Raw genomic sequence first — 18,296 nt, 5'->3', positions numbered from 1 at the left:
GAACTATTTGAACAGCTATTACAAGCTCTCCAATAACCGTTCCAAACTGGCTTCATCCTGAATAAGCACTTCCCTGGCTTTTGACCCCTCAAAAGCACCTACAATACCCGCAGCTTCCAGCTGGTCAATGATTCTGCCCGCCCGATTGTAGCCTAGTTTTAGTTTACGCTGGATCAATGAAGTGCTTCCTTGCTGATGCAGTACAAGTAGTCTCGCCGCATCATTGAAAAGTGGATCCAAATCCGAAAAGTCCACGTCACTTGCTGAGTTGTCACCGTCTTCTCCCTCAAATTCAGGGAGTAGATAAGCGTCAGAATAGCCTTTTTGTTCTCCTATCCAATCACAGATAGAATCCACCTCAGGAGTGTCCAAGAAAGCGCACTGGATACGGATCACTTCTGATCCATGAGACAGTAGCATATCTCCCATGCCTATCAATTGATCTGCTCCTCCGGCATCTAAAATGGTACGGCTATCAATTTTGGAAGTCACACGGAACGATAGTCTGGCGGGGAAATTTGCCTTGATGATACCCGTGATCACATTTACAGATGGCCGTTGGGTAGCCACCACCAGGTGGATACCGATAGCCCGGGCTAGCTGGGCCAATCGGGCTATGGGACCTTCGATCTCCTTACCTGCCGTCATCATCAAATCCGCCAATTCATCAATCACCAGAACTATGTATGGCATAAAATGATGGCCCTTGTCAGGGTTGAGTTTACGGGCAATGAACTTTGCGTTGTATTCTTTCAGATTCCTTGCCCCGGCATCTTTTAGCAAGTTGTATCGGTTGTCCATCTCGATACAGAGGGAATTCAACGTGTAGATCACTTTCTTTGTATCGGTGATTATTGCTTCTTCCGCGCCAGGGAGTTTGGCCAGGAAGTGCCTTTCTATCTTGTTGAAAAGCGTGAGTTCTACCTTCTTGGGATCTACGAGTACAAATTTCAACTGTGAAGGGTGCTTCTTGTAAATCAAGGAGGCCAAGATCATATTTAACCCCACGGATTTACCCTGACCCGTGGCACCCGCCATCAATAGGTGTGGCATTTTTGCCAAATCTGCCACAAACACCTCGTTGGAAATGGTTTTTCCCAGAGCTATAGGAAGATCCTTGTCCGAACGCATAAACTTCTCCGTGCCTAGAACAGCCCGGGCGGGAACCAGTTCACGGTTTTTGTTGGGCACCTCTATTCCTATGGTTCCTTTTCCAGGAATAGGGGCAATAATCCGTATGCCCAGCGCGGCCAAGCTCAGAGCTATATCATCTTCCAGGTTCTTGATCTTGGAGATTTTCACCCCTGGTTCGGGTACGATCTCATATAAGGTTACTGTAGGGCCGATAGTAGCTTTGATCTCCTGTATGCCGATCTTGAAGTTTTCAAGTGTCTCTACAATCTTGTTTTTGTTGTCCTCCAGTTCCTGTCGACTGACAGTGACTTTCTGAACGTCATATTCATTCAACAGCTCTAGCGTAGGATATTTGTAATGTGGGAGATCCAGTGTAGGGTCATAGGCATCTAGATTCTCTACTTCTTCGGCGGTTTTTTCCTCTCCCGTTGGCTTTACCACAGAGAAATTTCTTTCTTCTATTTTCTTCTCTGCCTCTCTACCCACGGTAGGATCGAGGATATTGAGCTGGGGAACATCGAATGCTATTTCCTCTTTCTTGGCAGCAGGTTTGGAGACAGGATTCAGCTCTATTGGATCAACAGTTTTTTCATCTTGGTCTTTTATGGTCCATGAGCTGCCATCGTCTTCAATCTCTTCCTCCTCTTCAATCTCCAGCTCATCTTTGAAAGGATTTTTGACTGGGGCTGCATGGGGCATGTCTATTTCATCATCATCCAGATCTGCCTCGGATGCTTTACTGCTAAACCAATCCAGCTTATCTATATCAAAGAAAAATATCACGAATATCAACATGGAGCCCCCCAGGAGGATAAAGGTGCCCCAACTTAGAAAATCTGCGGACAGCTTGGCCAATTCGTATCCGAAGCCTCCCGAAAGAAAACTCCAATAGGAATACCCTTGGATCAAAATAACCACGTAGCCGGTCAGTAAGCCTAGCCAGAAAGTAAAGAAAAGGGCAAAAGCCGAATAACGTGTGAGGGAAATCAGGGAGATTTTGAAGGCCCATCTGAATCCCAGTAGGAATAAAAAGGGTGGAAGCAAAAAAGCCGCAATACCAAACCAGCGGTATATCAGCCAATTGCTGGCTTGTGCGCCCAGGTACCCTAGCCAATTGGTGGATTCTCGCGCTGTTTCCCGAATGGCGGCATTCGGATTGTTCATTACCAAGCTCTGATCAGCCGGGCCATTGAGCAGATAACTGATAAAGGCGATAAATAGGAATATTCCTGTGGACATCAACAAAATACCTAGGGTAAGGCTGATTTTGGCAGTATTAATCTTTCCAAAAGAAAGCCTTGGTGCCTTGATGCCGGCTCCTTTCTTTTTGGCAGGTTCTCCTTTTTTTCTAAAAGTATTGGTCCTAGGTGAATTGGTGGCCATGTATTCGATTCAAATCCGATTTAAGTTAAGATTAATGAATTTAGATTGACAAATTACGATGAAAAATAAGCCAATAATCCTTGGTTAATCTTTTTGATCAGCCCAGGTCCCTCATAAATCATGCCCGAGTACACCTGAATCAGGCTAGCTCCTGCCTCGAGTTTTTCGATGGCGTCTCCTGCTGAGAAAATACCGCCTACCCCAATGATAGGAAAGGCCTTGTTGGACTTCTCAGAAAGATACCGGATCACTTCAGTGCTTCTTTTTCCCAATACCTTGCCGCTTACTCCCCCGGCACCGATTGCCTCTACTGTTGCTGCGGAAGTGCTCAGTTTTGAACGGTCTATGGTGGTGTTGGTCGCTATTACTCCGTCTATTCTTGTGTCTAGGACGATCTCAATGATATCATCCAGTTGACCGTTTGTTAGATCAGGAGCGATTTTCAGCAGGATTGGTTTAGGTTTAGGTTTGAGATCATTGGCGTTTTTGACTGCCTGAAGTAGTTTTTTCAGGGGCTCTTTTTCCTGAAGATCACGAAGGTTCGGGGTATTGGGCGAACTTACGTTCACCACAAAATAATCCACATAGTCATGTAGCGCTTCCAGGCAGATTAAGTAATCCTCGATGGCATTTTCATTGGGTGTGGTTTTGTTTTTGCCTATGTTCCCACCTATCAGCACGGAGGATTTACGTGTTTTCAAACGCTTGACAGCCTCTTCCACACCTCCGTTGTTGAAGCCCATGCGGTTGATCAGGGATTCGTCCTCAGGAAGCCTGAAAAGCCTGGGTTGAGGATTTCCCTTCTGTGGTTTTGGTGTCAGTGTGCCGATCTCTATGAAGCCGAAACCTAGCATTGCCATTTCATCAATGGCTTTGGCATCTTTGTCAAAGCCTGCGGCCAAACCTACCGGATTTTTGAATTTCAGTCCAAAAACCTCCTGCTCCAATCGCTTATCCTCTACCTTGAAAATTGATTTTACCAGAGCACCTACCAAAGGGATATTAAATGTCAATCTGGTGAGATTCACGGTGAAATGGTGGGCTTCTTCTGGCTTTTTAAGAAAAAAGAGTGGCTTGAGTAGAGATTTATACACTGGGTGTTGATTTGCGTTGTAGATGCAAAGATATCGTTTTATAAAATTTGAGGATTGATTAAACCGGATGAAATCTAAATTTCGCTCCTTTTACAGTATTTGCAGAACAAAGAAAAGGCTATCGGATCTCTCCAATAGCCTTTTTCTACCTCATTAAAGAAAAGTCCTGGGTGTTTTTACCTTTCTGTTCTGTTGTTTGAGCCGTCCACGCGCAGTCTGTTCTCTCTGTTCGCTACATCCCAAACTGTATGGAAAATCAGTTTTGCTCTTTTCTCCATCAGCGGAAACTCAATTTTGTCCACGGTATCCGTCACCTGGTGATAGTCATCATGTACTCCGTTGAAGAAGAAAGCAACTGGGATATTGTGTTTAGCGAAATTGTAGTGATCTGATCTGTAGTAGAATCTGTTTGGGTCATCCTCCGCATCATACCTGTAGTCCAAGATCAGGTCAGAATAAGTGATGTTGTTGTATTCCAGGATTTTTTTCAAGTCAGTGGACAGCATTTCTGAACCGATCACATAGACGAAATCGGTGTTTTCGGCATCTTGGTATTCATAGTCAATTCTTCCTACCATGTCAATGTTGAAATTAGCAACTGTGTTTTCTAATGGGAAAATGGGGTGGTCTGAGTAGTATTCCGATCCCAAAAGCCCTTTTTCCTCTCCGGTAACATTGAGGAACAATAGTGATCTCCTTGGTTTTACACCGTCTTTGGCAGCAAGAGCAAACGCTTCGGCGATTTCCGTGACGGAGACAGTCCCGGAGCCGTCATCATCTGCGCCGTTAAATACTTCACCGGTGCTACTGACCCCGACGTGATCGTAGTGTGAAGAAATGACGATCAGTTCGTCTTTTTTATCACTTCCTTCCAGATACCCCATGACATTGGAGCTCTCTATTTCTTTTACTTCTTTTTGGATTTGATAAGAGGTTTTTTGGGACTTGATTGATTGGGGATCTGATTTTGCGGCTTCTTTCAGCTCTTCCACAGGTGTGTTGAATAGTTCAGCCATTTTATCTGAACTTACCATAAATACAGGTTTTTGCTCCGCCGGTTTTGCAAAACCCACCCTTCCTTTGCCAGCCAGGCTCTGATAGCGTCCGGCTACCCTGTCAAAGTTTGCCTGCCCTTCCATCGTTACTATCACAATGCCCGCAGCTCCGGCATCCATTACTTTGGTCAAAAGATCGTTGGATCTCACACCTACCGCCCAGATTCCGACCAGCTTATCTTTCACGTCAACTTTGGCCAGGTTTTCATCGGAGACTAAGCCCAAAAACACCAGATCTGTTTTGGAGGCTTTTTTCATATCCCCGTCCCCGATGAAGACAAAATCCACATTGTCCACAAGTTTTTGCTTGCCTACTTTCAGAGAGACCTCCTTGAACGAGGCGCTTACCAGCTCCACCGGCTGAAGGTAGCTTCCTTCAGCTGGCCCAGAAAGCCCGATTTTTTTGTAAAAATCAGCAAGGTAATTTGCGGCTACTTTTTGCTCCTCAGAACCTGTATCCCTTCCCTTCATCTCATCGGAAGCAAGGTAGGTGAGGCGTTCTTTTAGGTCGGCAACCGTGATTGTGTTGGCATACTTCACTTGGGTGGGTTGCTGTGCCAAGGACGGCAGAGCAAGACCTAAAGCCATTGCGCCCGTCAATAACAAACTTTTGTTCATCAGTTTATAGTTAGGTTTTTTTTGATTTCAGATTGAAATTGACCTCGTTCATTTTCCTGCATAAGGAAGTGAGGAGGCGTAAAACTCAATCTTTTACATTTTATGCCGCTAAACTAGAGAATTTTTCACCCCTTCAATAAACCGCTTGTAATTTTTGGCTTAACCCAAGGGAAATAATGCGTCTCAAGAAAGCATTATCTTTCAATATATTGTACCTTTGCAGCTTGAAAAATCAGCCAATCTCAAACCCAAATAGTTTATCGTCTTAACGTTCTTATATGAAGATCAATCTTTCTAATGCTGTCAAATTCGAGAGCAGACACAACGGCCCGACAGATGCGGAGATTTCAGCGATGCTGGAGAAAATCGGAGCCTCAACTTTAGAGGAATTAATCAATCAAACTGTACCGAAATCCATACAATTGGATGGCCCGCTGGATCTGCCATCGGCGAAGTTGGAGTCGGAGTTTTTGAAAGATTTTAAAAAGCTGGCTTCTAAAAACAAAGTGTTCAAGTCATTTATAGGCTTGGGTTATTATGATACCTTGGTACCCGGTGTGATTTTGAGAAATGTACTCGAAAACCCGGGATGGTACACTGCATACACTCCATATCAAGCTGAAATCGCCCAGGGCAGATTGGAAGCCTTGATCAATTTCCAGACCGTAGTGATGGAGCTTACAGGTATGGAGCTGGCAAATGCTTCTCTCTTGGATGAGGGAACCGCTGCTGCCGAAGCGATGAACATGCTGTATGCGGTAAAGCCAAGGGAAAAGAAGAATGCGGCGAAGTTCTTTGTCGATGAAAAAGTATTCCCCCAGACTAAAGCTGTATTGGTGACCAGAGCTGAACCGGTTGGAATCGAGTTGGTCTTTGGTTCTATTGATTCCCTGGACTTAACGGACGAAAACCTATTCGGAGTTTTGTTCCAATATCCGGATGCGGATGGGGAAGCAAGAGATTACTCAGCACTTCTGGCATCTGCTAAAGAAAATAACGTGACTACAGTTTTTGCCGCTGATCTGTTGGCTTTGACTATTCTGACTTCCCCTGGTGAAATGGGGGCTGATGTAGTGGTTGGGTCTTCCCAGCGCTTTGGCGTCCCGATGGGATATGGGGGCCCGCATGCAGGTTTTTTTGCAACCAAAGAAGCGTATAAGCGGCAGATTCCCGGTAGAATCATAGGCGTGTCCCAGGATAAGGAAGGGAACAAAGCCTATAGAATGGCTTTGCAGACCCGTGAACAACATATAAAGAGAGAAAAGGCGACTTCAAACATCTGTACCGCACAGGTTCTTCTGGCGGTGATGGCAAGTTTCTATGCCGTGTATCATGGACCCAAAGGGCTTAGAAATATTGCGCTGAGAACACATGGACTGGCAAAACTTACAGCAAGTGCCTTGAAGCAACTAGGATATGAGGTGCCTTCTGGAAATTACTTTGATACCATTAAGATCCGCATAGAAGCTAAGTCGCTCAATGCCATACAGTCTTTGGCCCTTTCGGCTAAAATGAATTTCCGCTATGAGTATGATACGGTTTTCCTGTCTTTTGACGAAGCTAAAACCTTAGCGGATATTAGGTCTGTAGTAGAGGTGTTCGCAAAAGCAAAAGGACTGGCGACTCCTGATTTGACTGCGTTGGCGGAGGATATTACCCTGGAGTTACCGGAGGCTTTGGTGAGGACTTCCGAGTACCTTACCCATCCGGTTTTCAATAATTTCCAAAGTGAGCACGAAATGCTGCGCTATATCAAGCGACTGGAGAACAAGGATTTGTCCTTGGTACATTCCATGATTTCTTTGGGTTCTTGTACCATGAAGCTGAATGCTACCGCGGAAATGATTCCCGTGACTTGGCCGGAGTTCGGTCAGATGCACCCATTTGCCCCGACAGACCAGACTGCGGGATATCAGGAGCTTTTTGCTAATCTGAGACACTGGTTAAATGAGATTACTGGTTTTGCGGACACTTCCCTTCAGCCAAATTCGGGTGCCCAAGGTGAGTTTGCCGGTCTGATGGTCATCAGAGCCTATCATCAGAGCAGGGGTGACCACCATAGGAACGTGGCCTTGATCCCTACCTCCGCCCATGGTACCAACCCGGCTTCTGCTGTAATGGCAGGTATGAAAGTAGTGTTGGTGAAATGCGATGAAAGGGGGAATATTGACATAGATGATCTAAGAGCTAAAGCTACAGCTCACAGCAAGGACCTTTCTTCGCTTATGGTCACTTATCCTTCCACTCACGGAGTGTTTGAAGTGGGGATTCAGGAAATCTGCCAGATTATTCATGAAAATGGTGGGCAAGTGTATATGGATGGTGCAAACATGAATGCTCAGGTAGGCCTGACCAGTCCAGGGAGAATCGGAGCTGACGTATGTCACCTAAATCTTCACAAGACCTTCTGTATTCCTCACGGGGGTGGGGGGCCTGGTATGGGGCCGATCTGTGTTGCAAGTCACTTGGCGCCTTTCCTTCCTGGCAATCCAGTGGTAAAAGCAGGAGGCGAACAGGCCGTCTCTTCTATTTCGGCAGCACCTTATGGCAGTGCGAGCATTTTACCTATCTCCTATGCTTACATCGCTATGATGGGAGGAGATGGACTGAAGAATGCCACCAAAATGGCGATCCTAAACGCCAATTACATCAAAGAAAGATTGAAGGATCATTTCCCTATTCTTTACACAGGAACCCAAGGTAGGGCTGCGCATGAAATGATTGTGGACTGCAGGGCATTCAAGGAAGTAGGAGTGGAAGTAGAAGATATCGCTAAGCGATTGATGGACTACGGATACCATGCGCCTACAGTTTCTTTCCCAGTGGCAGGTACATTGATGATCGAGCCTACTGAGTCTGAGACGAAGGCGGAATTGGATAGGTTCTGCGATGCGTTGCTTTCTATACGTGCTGAAATCCAAGAGATAGAAGACGGAAAAGCGGACAAAATGGAGAACGTCTTGAAGAATGCGCCGCATACAGCTAGCATGGTTCTGGCAGATGACTGGGATTTGCCGTATTCAAGAGAAAAAGCTGTTTATCCATTGAGCTATGTGAAAGAGAACAAATTCTGGCCTAGTGTGCGTAGAATTGATTCGGCTTACGGGGATAGAAACTTGATCTGTAGCTGTATTCCTGTGGAGGATTATGCCAGCGAAGAGGCTTGATTGGCCTTAATAATATTAAAGGGTTGCCGACTGGCAACCCTTTTTTATATCATCTTTTGCCGCGGAGCGTACGGATGCATGATTGTTTTGCCTTACATCAAAGGAATCTCATCATCTTTTGATAGTTGGATTTCCAAGCCTCCAATCTTTGAGGCGACAAAATTGTAGATTACCGCGCCTAAAGCTCCAACAACAAAGCCCATTACCCCATAGATAATAGGAAATACAATTACCATCCCGATACCGATCCCTGTTCCAAACGAAGAAAATTCATCGCCCAATAGTCCAGAGAATGCCGATAAAAATAGGGCATAAAAGATACCGATTACAAAGCCAAGAATACCTAGCGTCAAGCCGTAGATCTTAGCAGCGGAGGACACTCCGATTTTTTCAATTTTTACCATTAGTTTAAAAGTTTAGTGTGAAATTGGTGGGAAAATTAAGAATTCAAATTATTGAAAATTTTGATATAAAAAAAGCACACCCGAAAGTGTGCCGTATTTTTATCGCTCTCATCATTAGATGTTTACATGTCTTTCCGCATGGTATGAGGATCGCACCAAAGGCCCGGATTCCACATATTTTAATCCTCTTGCCAATCCCTCTTCCCGGTATTCTGCGAAAAGATCAGGGTGGATAAATTCTGCGACTTCTATATGCATTTTGGTGGGCTGGAGGTACTGTCCAAGTGTGAGGATATCACATCCATGCTCTACTAGGTCATCCATGGCTTTGAACACTTCTTCTTTTTTTTCTCCTAATCCTAGCATAATGCCTGTCTTGGTTCTTTTACCAAACTCCTTGGTGAGTTTGGTCTGTTCCAGGGATCTGGCGTATTTAGCCTGAGGTCGTACTCTCCTGTACAGGCTTTCCACTGTTTCCATGTTATGGGAAACCACTTCCTGCCCTCCGGAGATCATTCTGTATAAGGCATCCCAATTTGATTTTACATCTGGAATCAGTGTCTCAATAGTCGTTGTAGGTGAAAGCTCCTTGGTCTGAATGACGGTCTGATACCAGATTTCAGCCCCTTTGTCTTTCAACTCATCTCTATTGACCGAGGTCAATACGGCATGTTTGACTCCCATGAGTTTGATGGCTTCGGCCACTCTTCTCGGCTCGTCCGTGTCATACTCCGGTGGTCGCCCGGTCGCCACAGCGCAGAATGAGCAGGATCGGGTGCATACGTTTCCCAGAATCATGAAGGTAGCGGTGCCGGCTCCCCAGCATTCGCCCATATTAGGGCAGTTTCCACTTTCGCAGATGGTATGGAGCTTATGCTCATCTACCAGTTTACGGACTTTGGCATATTCTTTTCCTACAGGAAGTTTTACTCTAAGCCAATCAGGCTTTTTGCGGCGGGTAGCTTCTTCGGAAATTACAGGTAATTCGATCATTGATTTCTGATTTGATGCAAAGGTACATTAGCAAGGGGCAAAACCCAAGTTGTGCCCTACCGCCTGAACCCATAGAAAAAAGTGAAGTACGCGGACTGGAACAACTGACGGTTTTCTGTAGTTGGGATCAGGGGTATTTCTTTGGTAAAACCTTCCACCATGTATCCAAGTTCCAAACCGGTGGCATTTGAGCGAAAAACTCCAAATTCAAAGTTTATCGCTGCTTTCAAATTACCTCCAAAGGCAAATTCTGATTGTCCCAGACCTTCAAAAAGCCGCCCTGTGCCCATAATGTTGTACCTACTCTGGTGTTTTGATGCGTCATATTGCTCGGTGACGGTTTCCACCCGGTTGACGGCGTATTCTATATAATAAGGCGCAATTAAGCCAAAAGATGGGCCGACAGCAGCTAATGCGGATACCTGAACACCCTGATTGGGAGCCTTCTTGAACAGTATGATTTCCCTTCCGTATTGTGGTCTGATCGAATAGAGGTAATTTGATTTACCGAAGATATAGCTGTTGCCCAAGACAGTAGGGTAGCGTTCCTCTTTCGGATTTTTAACATTAGAAAGTTCTATGGCCCAGAAACTAAACTGCATATCATCGATCCGTGTCCCTGCCTTGAACACAAAACCTCCGATCAACCCACCGTTCGTGTTTTTATTGATGCCAAACATGTATTCCTTGTCATAGTCGTAGTTGCCTATGTCTTCTCTCTGAGCTCTAGCGTCTATTGCCAGGGAAAATAAAAGGAGCAGTAAAGTGAATTTCAGCTTGTCCATTCGAATTGGTCGAAAATATAGCCCTATTTTTGGGTGTTAGTAGTTTTAACTGATTTTAAAAATAAGAGTTTATGCCCACTATAAAAAGTTCATATTTGGGGAATTTGAGGACAACCTCTGAGCATCTTCAATCTGGGGTGAAGATATTGACCGATGCCCCTGTAGATAACAATGGCAAAGGGGAGGCTTTTTCGCCTACCGATTTGGTCGCTAGTGCACTGGGAAGCTGTATGGTGACTATTATGGGGATTGTGGCTAATCGTGATGCTGTTTCCTTAGACGGCCTTTCCTGGGAGGTGACCAAGGTAATGCAGTCGTCTCCACGAAAAATCAGTGAAATAATTGTTGATTTTCAATGGGAAAATCCGGTTAATGATGCCGCAATGATCCAAAAACTGAAAAATGCGGCTAAAACCTGTCCTGTTGCGCTCAGCTTGGATCCGGAGATTAAGCAGACACTGAATTTTGATTTCTAGGCAGATATTAGCCCTGAATAAACTTCCTTCTGCGATGCGGTGACAAAAGTGATCTAGGATTTGTTGAACTCTAAAAATGAGGATACATCGGTCTTCGGTCTGCCGTCTTCAAGCCGCCAAAACAAAGGAATTGAGTTTGCCTGTATTATTGAGGGCAAGCATAAAAGTATATAAACCCATTTAGTATGAGCTATCTATTTGAATCCTTCAAAGGCTGGAAAAGCTATTGTGAAGAAAGAGGTTTGACTTTGCCCGAGTCAGTGATTGAGTATGAGACAGACCAAAAAAACGGTTCTTCAGATCTCATTAAAGCAGGATTGTTACAGGCCTATGGTGTTATGAAAGATGCGGTAAAGACTGGATTGGAGAAGGAAATGACCTCCCGCTCAGGAATGATCAACAACGGCGCAAAGAAAGTGTACAATCACCCCTTAACGGTACTTTCACCTGAATTCCAGAAATTGATTTCCCGCGCGCTCGCCGCCAAAGAGGTAAATTCCTGCATGGGACGTGTGGTGGCGGCGCCCACAGCCGGGGCAAGTGGGATTTTGCCTGGGACTTTGGTCACACTTCAGGAGATCCATAGCCTCAGCGACGAGCAGATTGTAGAGGGGCTTTTGATAGGTGCCGGGATAGCTTTGATCATAGAGGAAAAGGCAAGTCTGGCTGGGGCAGTAGGTGGATGCCAGGCAGAGACAGGGGCTGCGGCTGCCATGGCGTCAGGGGCGATTGTATATTGTCTGGGAGGTAACACGGATCAGATATTCAACGCGGTAGCGGTGACTATCCAGTGTATGCTGGGGCTTGTATGCGATCCGGTGGCTGGTTTGGTGGAGGTTCCCTGTGTGGTGCGGAATGCCAGTGCGGCGGCCATTGCCTTCAGTTCTGCACAGATCGCTTTGGCAAATGTCAGTGGAGTGATCCCTGTAGATGAATGCGTGGAGGCAATGGGGGAAATAGGGGCATCCATGGACAGTAAATACAAGGAAACCGCAATGGGCGGATTGGCTGCTACTTTGACCGGGAAGGAGATCGCTGAGCGGGTGTTGATCAAAGATATAGAGATCTTGCCTGACGAGGACTCAGGTGAATAGATCCCGGAGCCACGGAAAAGCCAAAATCTGATCTATACTGGAACAGAATATAGCTGCCCAGAAACATGCGCTCCATAGCATGTGAAGGTAAATATGTCTTTTTTTTGCTCCAAAAGACACCATTATCAATGTCCCTCCTATGGGAGTCAATACCAGTGGGGTAAAGAAAGCTATGCCTATTTTACCATATTTTCGCCACACATGTACTATTTGTCTATTCCTGCGTGTAAACACAGGCCTTGGTTGTCCCTGAAAATTTCTTTTAAAGATGGCTTTTAGCTTAGAACCAATCAAAGTGAACAAAATCACGCTTGTCATCATTCCTGCAACTGTGATTAATATGCTTTCTATCACGCTATAGCCTGCTGCCGAACCCATAACAGGCCCGGCAATAAATTTGAAGCAGGACAGTAGGTAGATACCCAATAGCGTGATGATTTTTTCTGTCATAACAGAAAAAACAGGTAGGCAACATAGCTCAGTAATAGCAGCGCTCCCTCAACTCTGTAGATTTTCATTTTCCATCTCATCAGCAGAAAAAGCAACACGGTAATGGCCAGCATCCAGATGAAATCCGAATCAATGAAAGCCTGCGAAACACCTATAGGCTTAATCAGGGCCGTGATACCTATGATGGAAAGAATGTTCATGATGTTGCTCCCCAGGATGTTTCCAAGAGCCATGTCTGTTTTCTTTGCGAGGGCGGCAATAATTGACGTAATGAGTTCGGGTAAGCTGGTGCCAATAGCGATAATGGTGACTCCGATGATCCGTTCAGATACCCCAAATTCCCTGGAAATTATCACGGCGTTGGTTACCAGCAATTCGGATCCGAAATATAAGCCGGCAACACCACCGACAAATAAGGCAATAGCAATGAACCAAGAGTATTTTTTGACCTGCTCAATTTCTTCTTCTACCTCTGATGGATCCACTAGTTCAACTTCAGGGTTCTTGAAAAGATAGATATTGAAGGCAATGAATAAACCGAAAAGCAAAATCCCTTCCCATAAGCTTATCAGGCCGTTGTAACCCAGTCCATAGAAAAGAATGGTGACCAACAAGGTGGCCACATAATCAAAACGGATATGGCTACTCTTGATCAAAATTGGGTAGAATAACCCACTTATGCCCAAAACCAAGGCAATATTGGCGATATTAGAGCCTATTACATTCCCTATAGAAATATCCGCGTTGCCTTTTAGTGCTGCATTGACGCTCACTAAGAGCTCAGGTGCAGAGGTGCCAAATGCGACAACGGTCATGCCGATAAGTCCGGCACTCATTCCTAATTTGACAGCCATTGCGGATGCGCCGTCCACAAGGATTTTCCCTCCATAGAGAAGAATAGCCAGGCCAAGTAATAAAAGAAAATAAGGAAGCATGTAGTGATTATAATTTTGGGCCGAATGCAAGATCTCCTGCATCTCCTAATCCAGGAATGATATACGATTGGTGGTTCAATTTGTCATCGATAGCTCCCAGCCATAACGAGTATGGGCAGGTGACATTGTCTTTAAGGTATTGAATGCCTTCTGGAGCAGCAATGATGGCGGCCACGTGGATATGCTTGGGTGTCCCGTGAGAAAGTATTGTTTGGATGGATTCAACGAGAGATCTTCCGGTAGCGAGCATAGGATCAGCTAAAATGATGACCCTGCCCTCTACTGTAGGGCTGGCATGGTAGCCAAGCTGTACTGATATAGTCCCAGCTATACTTTCGTCCCTGAACGCCCCGATAAATCCGCTGTCCGCTTGATCGAGATAATTTAAAAAACCTTGGTAAAACGGAAGAGAGGCCCTCATCACCGAGATGACAACAGGTTGAAAGGCAGGGGTAAGCGAGGAAGTGGAGGCAAGGGGAGTCTCGATTTCCTCTGGCACGTATTCGAAAGATTTTGAAATTTCAAAGGCCATGATTTCCCCTATCCGTTCCAGGTTTCTCCGAAAGCGCATCCGGTCACTTTGAATACGGATATCTCTCATCTCCCTGAGAAAACGGTTTGCGATAGATGGCGTTTCGGATAGTACAAACATGCTGCGAAGATAAAATAAAAAAACCGGCTCTTCAGAACAGGGCTAAACGTGATTGGAATTTTATTTCACTTTTAAAATATTACTGGAAGCTTATGTCTGATCTGTCGAGATATGATTGGTTTTGAGTCTTTGATTTTGAATAGCTTAATTTGATTACATTCCTGGATCAGTCTGATTATCTGGGGTAGGATCGTGATGCTTGATTATGTAGGTGACTTGTGTTGGGCCACATAGCCGCCATAGTTTTTACCAGAGCTATAGGAATCCCCACCTGTAGGAGTGCCGCATGATTTACCGATCGTGCCGTTGGCACTCTTGGCGAATCCATTCGGATTTCCCAACCCTGAATTTCGCTTTGCTGCATTCAGGGCGGATACCTGTTGTGCCTTTGGCACAAAGGCTGAAATCAACTCATTTCCGGCAAAATAATTTCCCTTGCCAAAGGCAAGGCCAGTAAATGCCCAGAATGCAATTCTGGGTGAAGGATGTAGTTTATGTGTTTTTCAGAGTGCCAAAGGCACGATCAGTGATGTAAAGGTATTTCTGATCAGCCCGACAAAATGTATTGGGTATGGGCACTTGGCTATCATATATGTTGTACAAGGAGCGCAATCACCTTGCACAAAAAAAGGTTATTCGTTCTAGGGAAATGAAAAAGAGTATTGGGAAATCCAAAGCTGATTCATACAAGTTTTCACAGCACCCTGTCGGATGAATCCCCAACGTTTAGGACAGATCTAGATTATTTGGACAGCTTTTAAAAAAACACAAAACAAAACCCCGCTTGAGCAATCAAGCGGGGTCAGTTTATTTTAATTGTTGGTTCAGCTTACAGGCTGGTAACATAGCTCTCGAAACCCGATGCAGTTTTAACTTTGAAGTTGATGCCTGCTCCACTTACCTTGTCAAAGGAGTAGATTTTATGAAGTCCCTGCGGGTTGTCTATCTTTTCAGTGTGGATCAATTTGTCCCCATCATAGATCAATACTTCAATGTCCTTTGCTTCTAGGTTGCTTACAAGCAATCTGTATTTATTGTCTCCCATTGGAGAAACTCTAGAGAATACCGCTGGGGTTTCAGTCACGTAGTTGTTGAATGAAGCTGTTCTCAAAACGCCAGACTCATCTAAAACCTCTACTGAATAGTTTCCATGAGGAAGAGCTTTAAGGTCGTATTTCTTTGCGAATGCTTCGGTTTTAGTGATTCTGTCTCTTAAGATCAAACGATCTTCTGAATCCGTGATTTTAACGATCACAGGTCCTTGTGGTGCTTCATTGAAGGATACGGATACCTTGGTGGTTTCAGTTTGTCTGATTAAGACTGTTGTTCCTTCTGATTTTGCGAAAGCTCCTGTTGCGATCCCCGCAACTAAAAGCAATGTGAATAACTTTTTCATCTTAATAATTGGTTTGAATAGGTTCTAGTTTTCGTGTAACCGCCGGACGGCTGATCCGCCTCTAGGTGGGGTAATTTGGGCTACATTTCCATCGGGTTGTCCGATTGGTTTGTTATTATGATTCAAAGGTACAACGGAAATCCGTAATTGCAAATAATTCAATGAAAAAAGATAATTGTTAATGATTCCGTAACAGAACTGTATAAAATTTGAGGATTTAATAAAATGTTCCCGCAATCGATGACGGAAGCCTATGGATTTTGAATTTCTGTCAATTTGAAGAATTTTATTGCGTGTTTAAGGATAAATAGAAATATTATAGCCACTAATATTTTTAATTTAGGGGGATTCCCAATGGAAATTTTGTCCAAAAAAAACTTAAAAAAAAATTTTGACATTGTGGATTTAATGAAAATCAACCCCTTAAATCTGGATAACCTATAAGATTATTGGCTTCATGGCTATTGATTTTACCCTAGTCTCTGTAATGTCACAAAAAAAACAGGTCAGGATAACGATATCTAGACCTGTTTTGACAATTTCCCCGAAATACGTCTGGGGTATTTTTATGATGTCTGAGGGGTTTTAGGGTTTTCCCTTGTAATTTGCTGCTTTTGCCACTAATTCTTGGTCAAATTTACCCTTAAGCTCCACTACCATTAGGTTCCCTTCATCACCTCCTACCAGCACTACCAAATCAGAAATTGTGTTCCCGCCTTTTGAGTACACCATCACGCCCCCCTTTTTTCCCTCGGAGGCTTCCATGAGGAGTTCGTAACGTTCTTTTTGCAATCCTTTTTGCAGTGTTTTATATTCTAACCTGGAATCATCTGCATGATCGGGCAAGGTGAAGAATTTTAACTTTTCAATAGATTTTGCCACAGTGGCCATATCGTTTTTGTCAATGTCGATTTTGAAGCCGTTGGCAAAGTTCATGAAATTGCCTGCCAGCTCCATGTGGAAGAAGTCCTCTTCACTTTTAAATTTTTCATACAATGCGCTGACGCTTTTGCTCTGGGCTTGGACGGTCATTACTGCTCCGATTAATGCCAGGGTGAGAACTATCCTTTTCATAAGTGTTTTGTGTGTTTGTTTAAATTAGTTTTTACCGCAACCCTGCCTAGAACCGTGCAGTTTCGCTTTACTTATTTTACTCCCTTTGATCCTTTGCCTCCTTTATTGTAGAGATCCATTCCGGGGATATCCGTTTTTTCAGCCAGCATGTTTAGATCTTCATAGCTGAAGCTTCCCAGCATGGATAGTAAAGTGAAATCTCCGTCTTTTCCAGATATCATCATGAGTTCCTTGACTAAGCCGCCTTCCTCACGAACCATAAACTTCAGGCTACTTCCCTTGTCTTCTACGATCATCAGGTCTTCGTACTTGTTCTTGGAAAGCGTACCCATAGCTTCTTTGTAGAAAGTCATTCCATTGACTTCGCCGGAAGAAAGGATGCGGATCCCTTTCACTTTTTGGATCAATACGCCTAGATCCTCGGCATCTTTGTCTGTGCCGGCATTGCTTTTCAAAAATCCTCCTGCCATCTGCATCATTTTAGGGCTGATATATACCCTGGAGAAACGATCGTCTTCCATATACTTGGAGAAAAACCGCTGGATAGCGTCGTCCTGGGCTTGCGCCTTTAGGATAAATGCAAACAGCAGAAGCGGGATTATTAGAAATTTCTTCATGGCTTATTTAATTATAGAGTTGCCAAATAACTGATTGGTCGTGTTCAGGTATTTCAGGTCATTCATAGGGGTCATCTCCTCCTGTCCTTTCGCAAGGTTTGTTTTGATGAGGGCAAAGGCCTGCATCACCTCCATATATGCCTCCTGCTCCGCTTGCTTTTGCTCATATACTGTCCATCCCCAGGTGGAGCAAATAAGAATTGCCACTGAGGCAGCCCATTTTATCCAGTTTCTTGGTCTGATCGGGATTGTTTTGGTTGGTGTTTTTATATTGGGTTCTTCGGCTGAGAGTGCGCTCAAGCCGGAGAATAATGCCTTCTCGTCCGCATAGCCTTCAGCTGACTGAAGTAATCGCCTCAGTTCCTTTTCCTCTGCCAGGCTAGTCTCAGCCTCCCAGTACTTTTCGAGTAATTCGTCTATCCGCTGGTTCATTTGGTCGTCTTTTGGTTGAGCATCCGCTCCCGAATGCTTTTTCTGGCTCTGTGAAGATTTACTTTCACCTGTTCCAGGCTTATGTCAAGGTGCCCGGCAATTTCTTCATAACTCAGGCCTTCTACTTCTCTTAGGTGAAAGATCTCCTGCTGCCGTAAGGGCAGGTTTTTCATCAGGCTCATTACTTGCCGTACAGATTCCTTAGTTTCCTCTGAGGTCGGTTCATCAGCTTTCAGTTCTTCGAGTCCTTCAAGTGACTCCAGTTTTTTCGCTTGCCTGAAGTGCATCAAAACTTCATTTTTCAAACTTCTGACCAGCCACCCAGAGAGGTTTGGATGGTTTTGTAGTTCGTCTTCCCGTTCGAAAGTTTTTTCGAAGACATTCTGAAGCAGGTCCTCTGACAGGGCTCTGGGATCAGTCCTAAAAGTTGGGGGAATTGACTGAATCGATTTTCTTTGTTGAAAAAAAGAATTGGAAGAAAAGGATTACCTCAGCTTGCTTTTGCCGCATGGCCTGCTTGAATTTTTCAAGGTTACT

At 44.6% G+C, this 18,296-nt stretch carries 18 protein-coding genes; 3 read left to right on the top strand and 15 right to left on the bottom strand.

What is annotated here, in order from left to right:
* Positions 1-18: 18 nt before the first annotated feature.
* From LZF95_RS24170 to LZF95_RS24160, 3 genes are all read right to left on the bottom strand, one after another.
* Positions 19-2,517: a DNA translocase FtsK gene (locus LZF95_RS24170; protein ID WP_233757946.1), complete on the bottom strand. Its 2,499-nt coding sequence runs from the start codon at positions 2,515-2,517 to the stop codon at positions 19-21.
* A gap of 53 nt (positions 2,518-2,570) precedes the next feature.
* On the bottom strand, positions 2,571-3,611 hold the full coding sequence (locus tag LZF95_RS24165) for a quinone-dependent dihydroorotate dehydrogenase (protein WP_233757945.1): 1,041 nt from the start codon (positions 3,609-3,611) through the stop codon (positions 2,571-2,573).
* A 176-nt stretch (positions 3,612-3,787) separates the two neighbouring features.
* Positions 3,788-5,284, bottom strand: a complete 1,497-nt coding sequence (locus LZF95_RS24160; protein WP_233757944.1) for a M28 family peptidase — start codon at positions 5,282-5,284, stop codon at positions 3,788-3,790.
* A 278-nt stretch (positions 5,285-5,562) separates the two neighbouring features.
* Between LZF95_RS24160 and gcvP the strand changes: the two genes are divergently transcribed.
* Positions 5,563-8,451 carry an aminomethyl-transferring glycine dehydrogenase gene (gene gcvP / locus LZF95_RS24155; protein ID WP_233757943.1) on the top strand — a complete coding sequence of 963 codons (2,889 nt, stop codon included), beginning with the start codon at positions 5,563-5,565 and terminating at the stop codon, positions 8,449-8,451.
* Positions 8,452-8,543: 92 nt separating this feature from the next.
* On the opposite strand, the gene LZF95_RS24150 is transcribed toward gcvP, so the two are convergent.
* The 3 genes from LZF95_RS24150 to LZF95_RS24140 form a co-directional block, all read right to left on the bottom strand.
* Positions 8,544-8,855: a DUF3566 domain-containing protein gene (locus LZF95_RS24150; RefSeq protein WP_233757942.1), complete on the bottom strand. Its 312-nt coding sequence runs from the start codon at positions 8,853-8,855 to the stop codon at positions 8,544-8,546.
* Positions 8,856-8,969: 114 nt separating this feature from the next.
* Positions 8,970-9,848 (bottom strand): lipoyl synthase, encoded by an 879-nt coding sequence (gene lipA / locus LZF95_RS24145; RefSeq protein ID WP_233757941.1) that lies wholly within the window; start codon positions 9,846-9,848, stop codon positions 8,970-8,972.
* A gap of 56 nt (positions 9,849-9,904) precedes the next feature.
* Positions 9,905-10,633, bottom strand: a complete 729-nt coding sequence (locus tag LZF95_RS24140) for a hypothetical protein (RefSeq protein ID WP_233757940.1) — start codon at positions 10,631-10,633, stop codon at positions 9,905-9,907.
* A 71-nt stretch (positions 10,634-10,704) separates the two neighbouring features.
* Between LZF95_RS24140 and LZF95_RS24135 the strand changes: the two genes are divergently transcribed.
* Positions 10,705-11,109: an OsmC family protein gene (locus tag LZF95_RS24135; RefSeq protein ID WP_233757939.1), complete on the top strand. Its 405-nt coding sequence runs from the start codon at positions 10,705-10,707 to the stop codon at positions 11,107-11,109.
* A gap of 185 nt (positions 11,110-11,294) precedes the next feature.
* A complete protein-coding gene (gene sdaAA, locus LZF95_RS24130; protein WP_233757938.1) occupies positions 11,295-12,203 on the top strand; it encodes an L-serine ammonia-lyase, iron-sulfur-dependent, subunit alpha in 909 nt (302 codons plus the stop codon).
* On the opposite strand, the gene LZF95_RS24125 is transcribed toward sdaAA, so the two are convergent.
* The 9 genes from LZF95_RS24125 to LZF95_RS24085 form a co-directional block, all read right to left on the bottom strand.
* Complete coding sequence (locus LZF95_RS24125; protein WP_233757937.1) at positions 12,192-12,653, bottom strand: hypothetical protein; 462 nt, start codon at positions 12,651-12,653, stop codon at positions 12,192-12,194. The genes sdaAA and LZF95_RS24125 overlap by 12 nt on opposite strands.
* On the bottom strand, positions 12,650-13,588 hold the full coding sequence (locus LZF95_RS24120; protein WP_233757936.1) for a calcium/sodium antiporter: 939 nt from the start codon (positions 13,586-13,588) through the stop codon (positions 12,650-12,652). Before LZF95_RS24120 ends, LZF95_RS24125 begins: the two co-directional genes overlap by 4 nt.
* 7 nt (positions 13,589-13,595) lie before the next feature.
* Complete coding sequence (gene upp, locus LZF95_RS24115; protein ID WP_233757935.1) at positions 13,596-14,240, bottom strand: uracil phosphoribosyltransferase; 645 nt, start codon at positions 14,238-14,240, stop codon at positions 13,596-13,598.
* A gap of 203 nt (positions 14,241-14,443) precedes the next feature.
* Positions 14,444-14,635: a hypothetical protein gene (locus LZF95_RS24110; RefSeq protein ID WP_233757934.1), complete on the bottom strand. Its 192-nt coding sequence runs from the start codon at positions 14,633-14,635 to the stop codon at positions 14,444-14,446.
* 434 nt (positions 14,636-15,069) lie between these two features.
* Positions 15,070-15,636, bottom strand: coding sequence for a hypothetical protein (locus tag LZF95_RS24105; protein ID WP_233757933.1), 567 nt, complete (start codon positions 15,634-15,636; stop codon positions 15,070-15,072).
* Positions 15,637-16,221: 585 nt separating this feature from the next.
* A complete protein-coding gene (locus LZF95_RS24100) occupies positions 16,222-16,710 on the bottom strand; it encodes a DUF4252 domain-containing protein (protein ID WP_233757932.1) in 489 nt (162 codons plus the stop codon).
* 71 nt (positions 16,711-16,781) lie between these two features.
* The gene (locus LZF95_RS24095; protein WP_233757931.1) at positions 16,782-17,327 is read right to left on the bottom strand and encodes a DUF4252 domain-containing protein; all 546 of its coding nucleotides are present in this window, start codon (positions 17,325-17,327) and stop codon (positions 16,782-16,784) included.
* A 3-nt stretch (positions 17,328-17,330) separates the two neighbouring features.
* The gene (locus LZF95_RS24090; RefSeq protein ID WP_233757930.1) at positions 17,331-17,759 is read right to left on the bottom strand and encodes a hypothetical protein; all 429 of its coding nucleotides are present in this window, start codon (positions 17,757-17,759) and stop codon (positions 17,331-17,333) included.
* The gene (locus LZF95_RS24085; RefSeq protein ID WP_262912318.1) at positions 17,756-18,163 is read right to left on the bottom strand and encodes an RNA polymerase sigma factor; all 408 of its coding nucleotides are present in this window, start codon (positions 18,161-18,163) and stop codon (positions 17,756-17,758) included. The genes LZF95_RS24090 and LZF95_RS24085 overlap by 4 nt, the downstream gene beginning before the upstream one ends.
* Positions 18,164-18,296 lie beyond the last annotated feature (133 nt).

This window comes from Algoriphagus sp. AGSA1, assembly GCF_021390545.1.
Classification (GTDB): Bacteria; Bacteroidota; Bacteroidia; order Cytophagales; family Cyclobacteriaceae; genus Algoriphagus.
The sequence above is the reverse complement of the archived record's forward strand: the minus strand, read 5'-3'. Positions and strand labels throughout refer to the sequence as shown.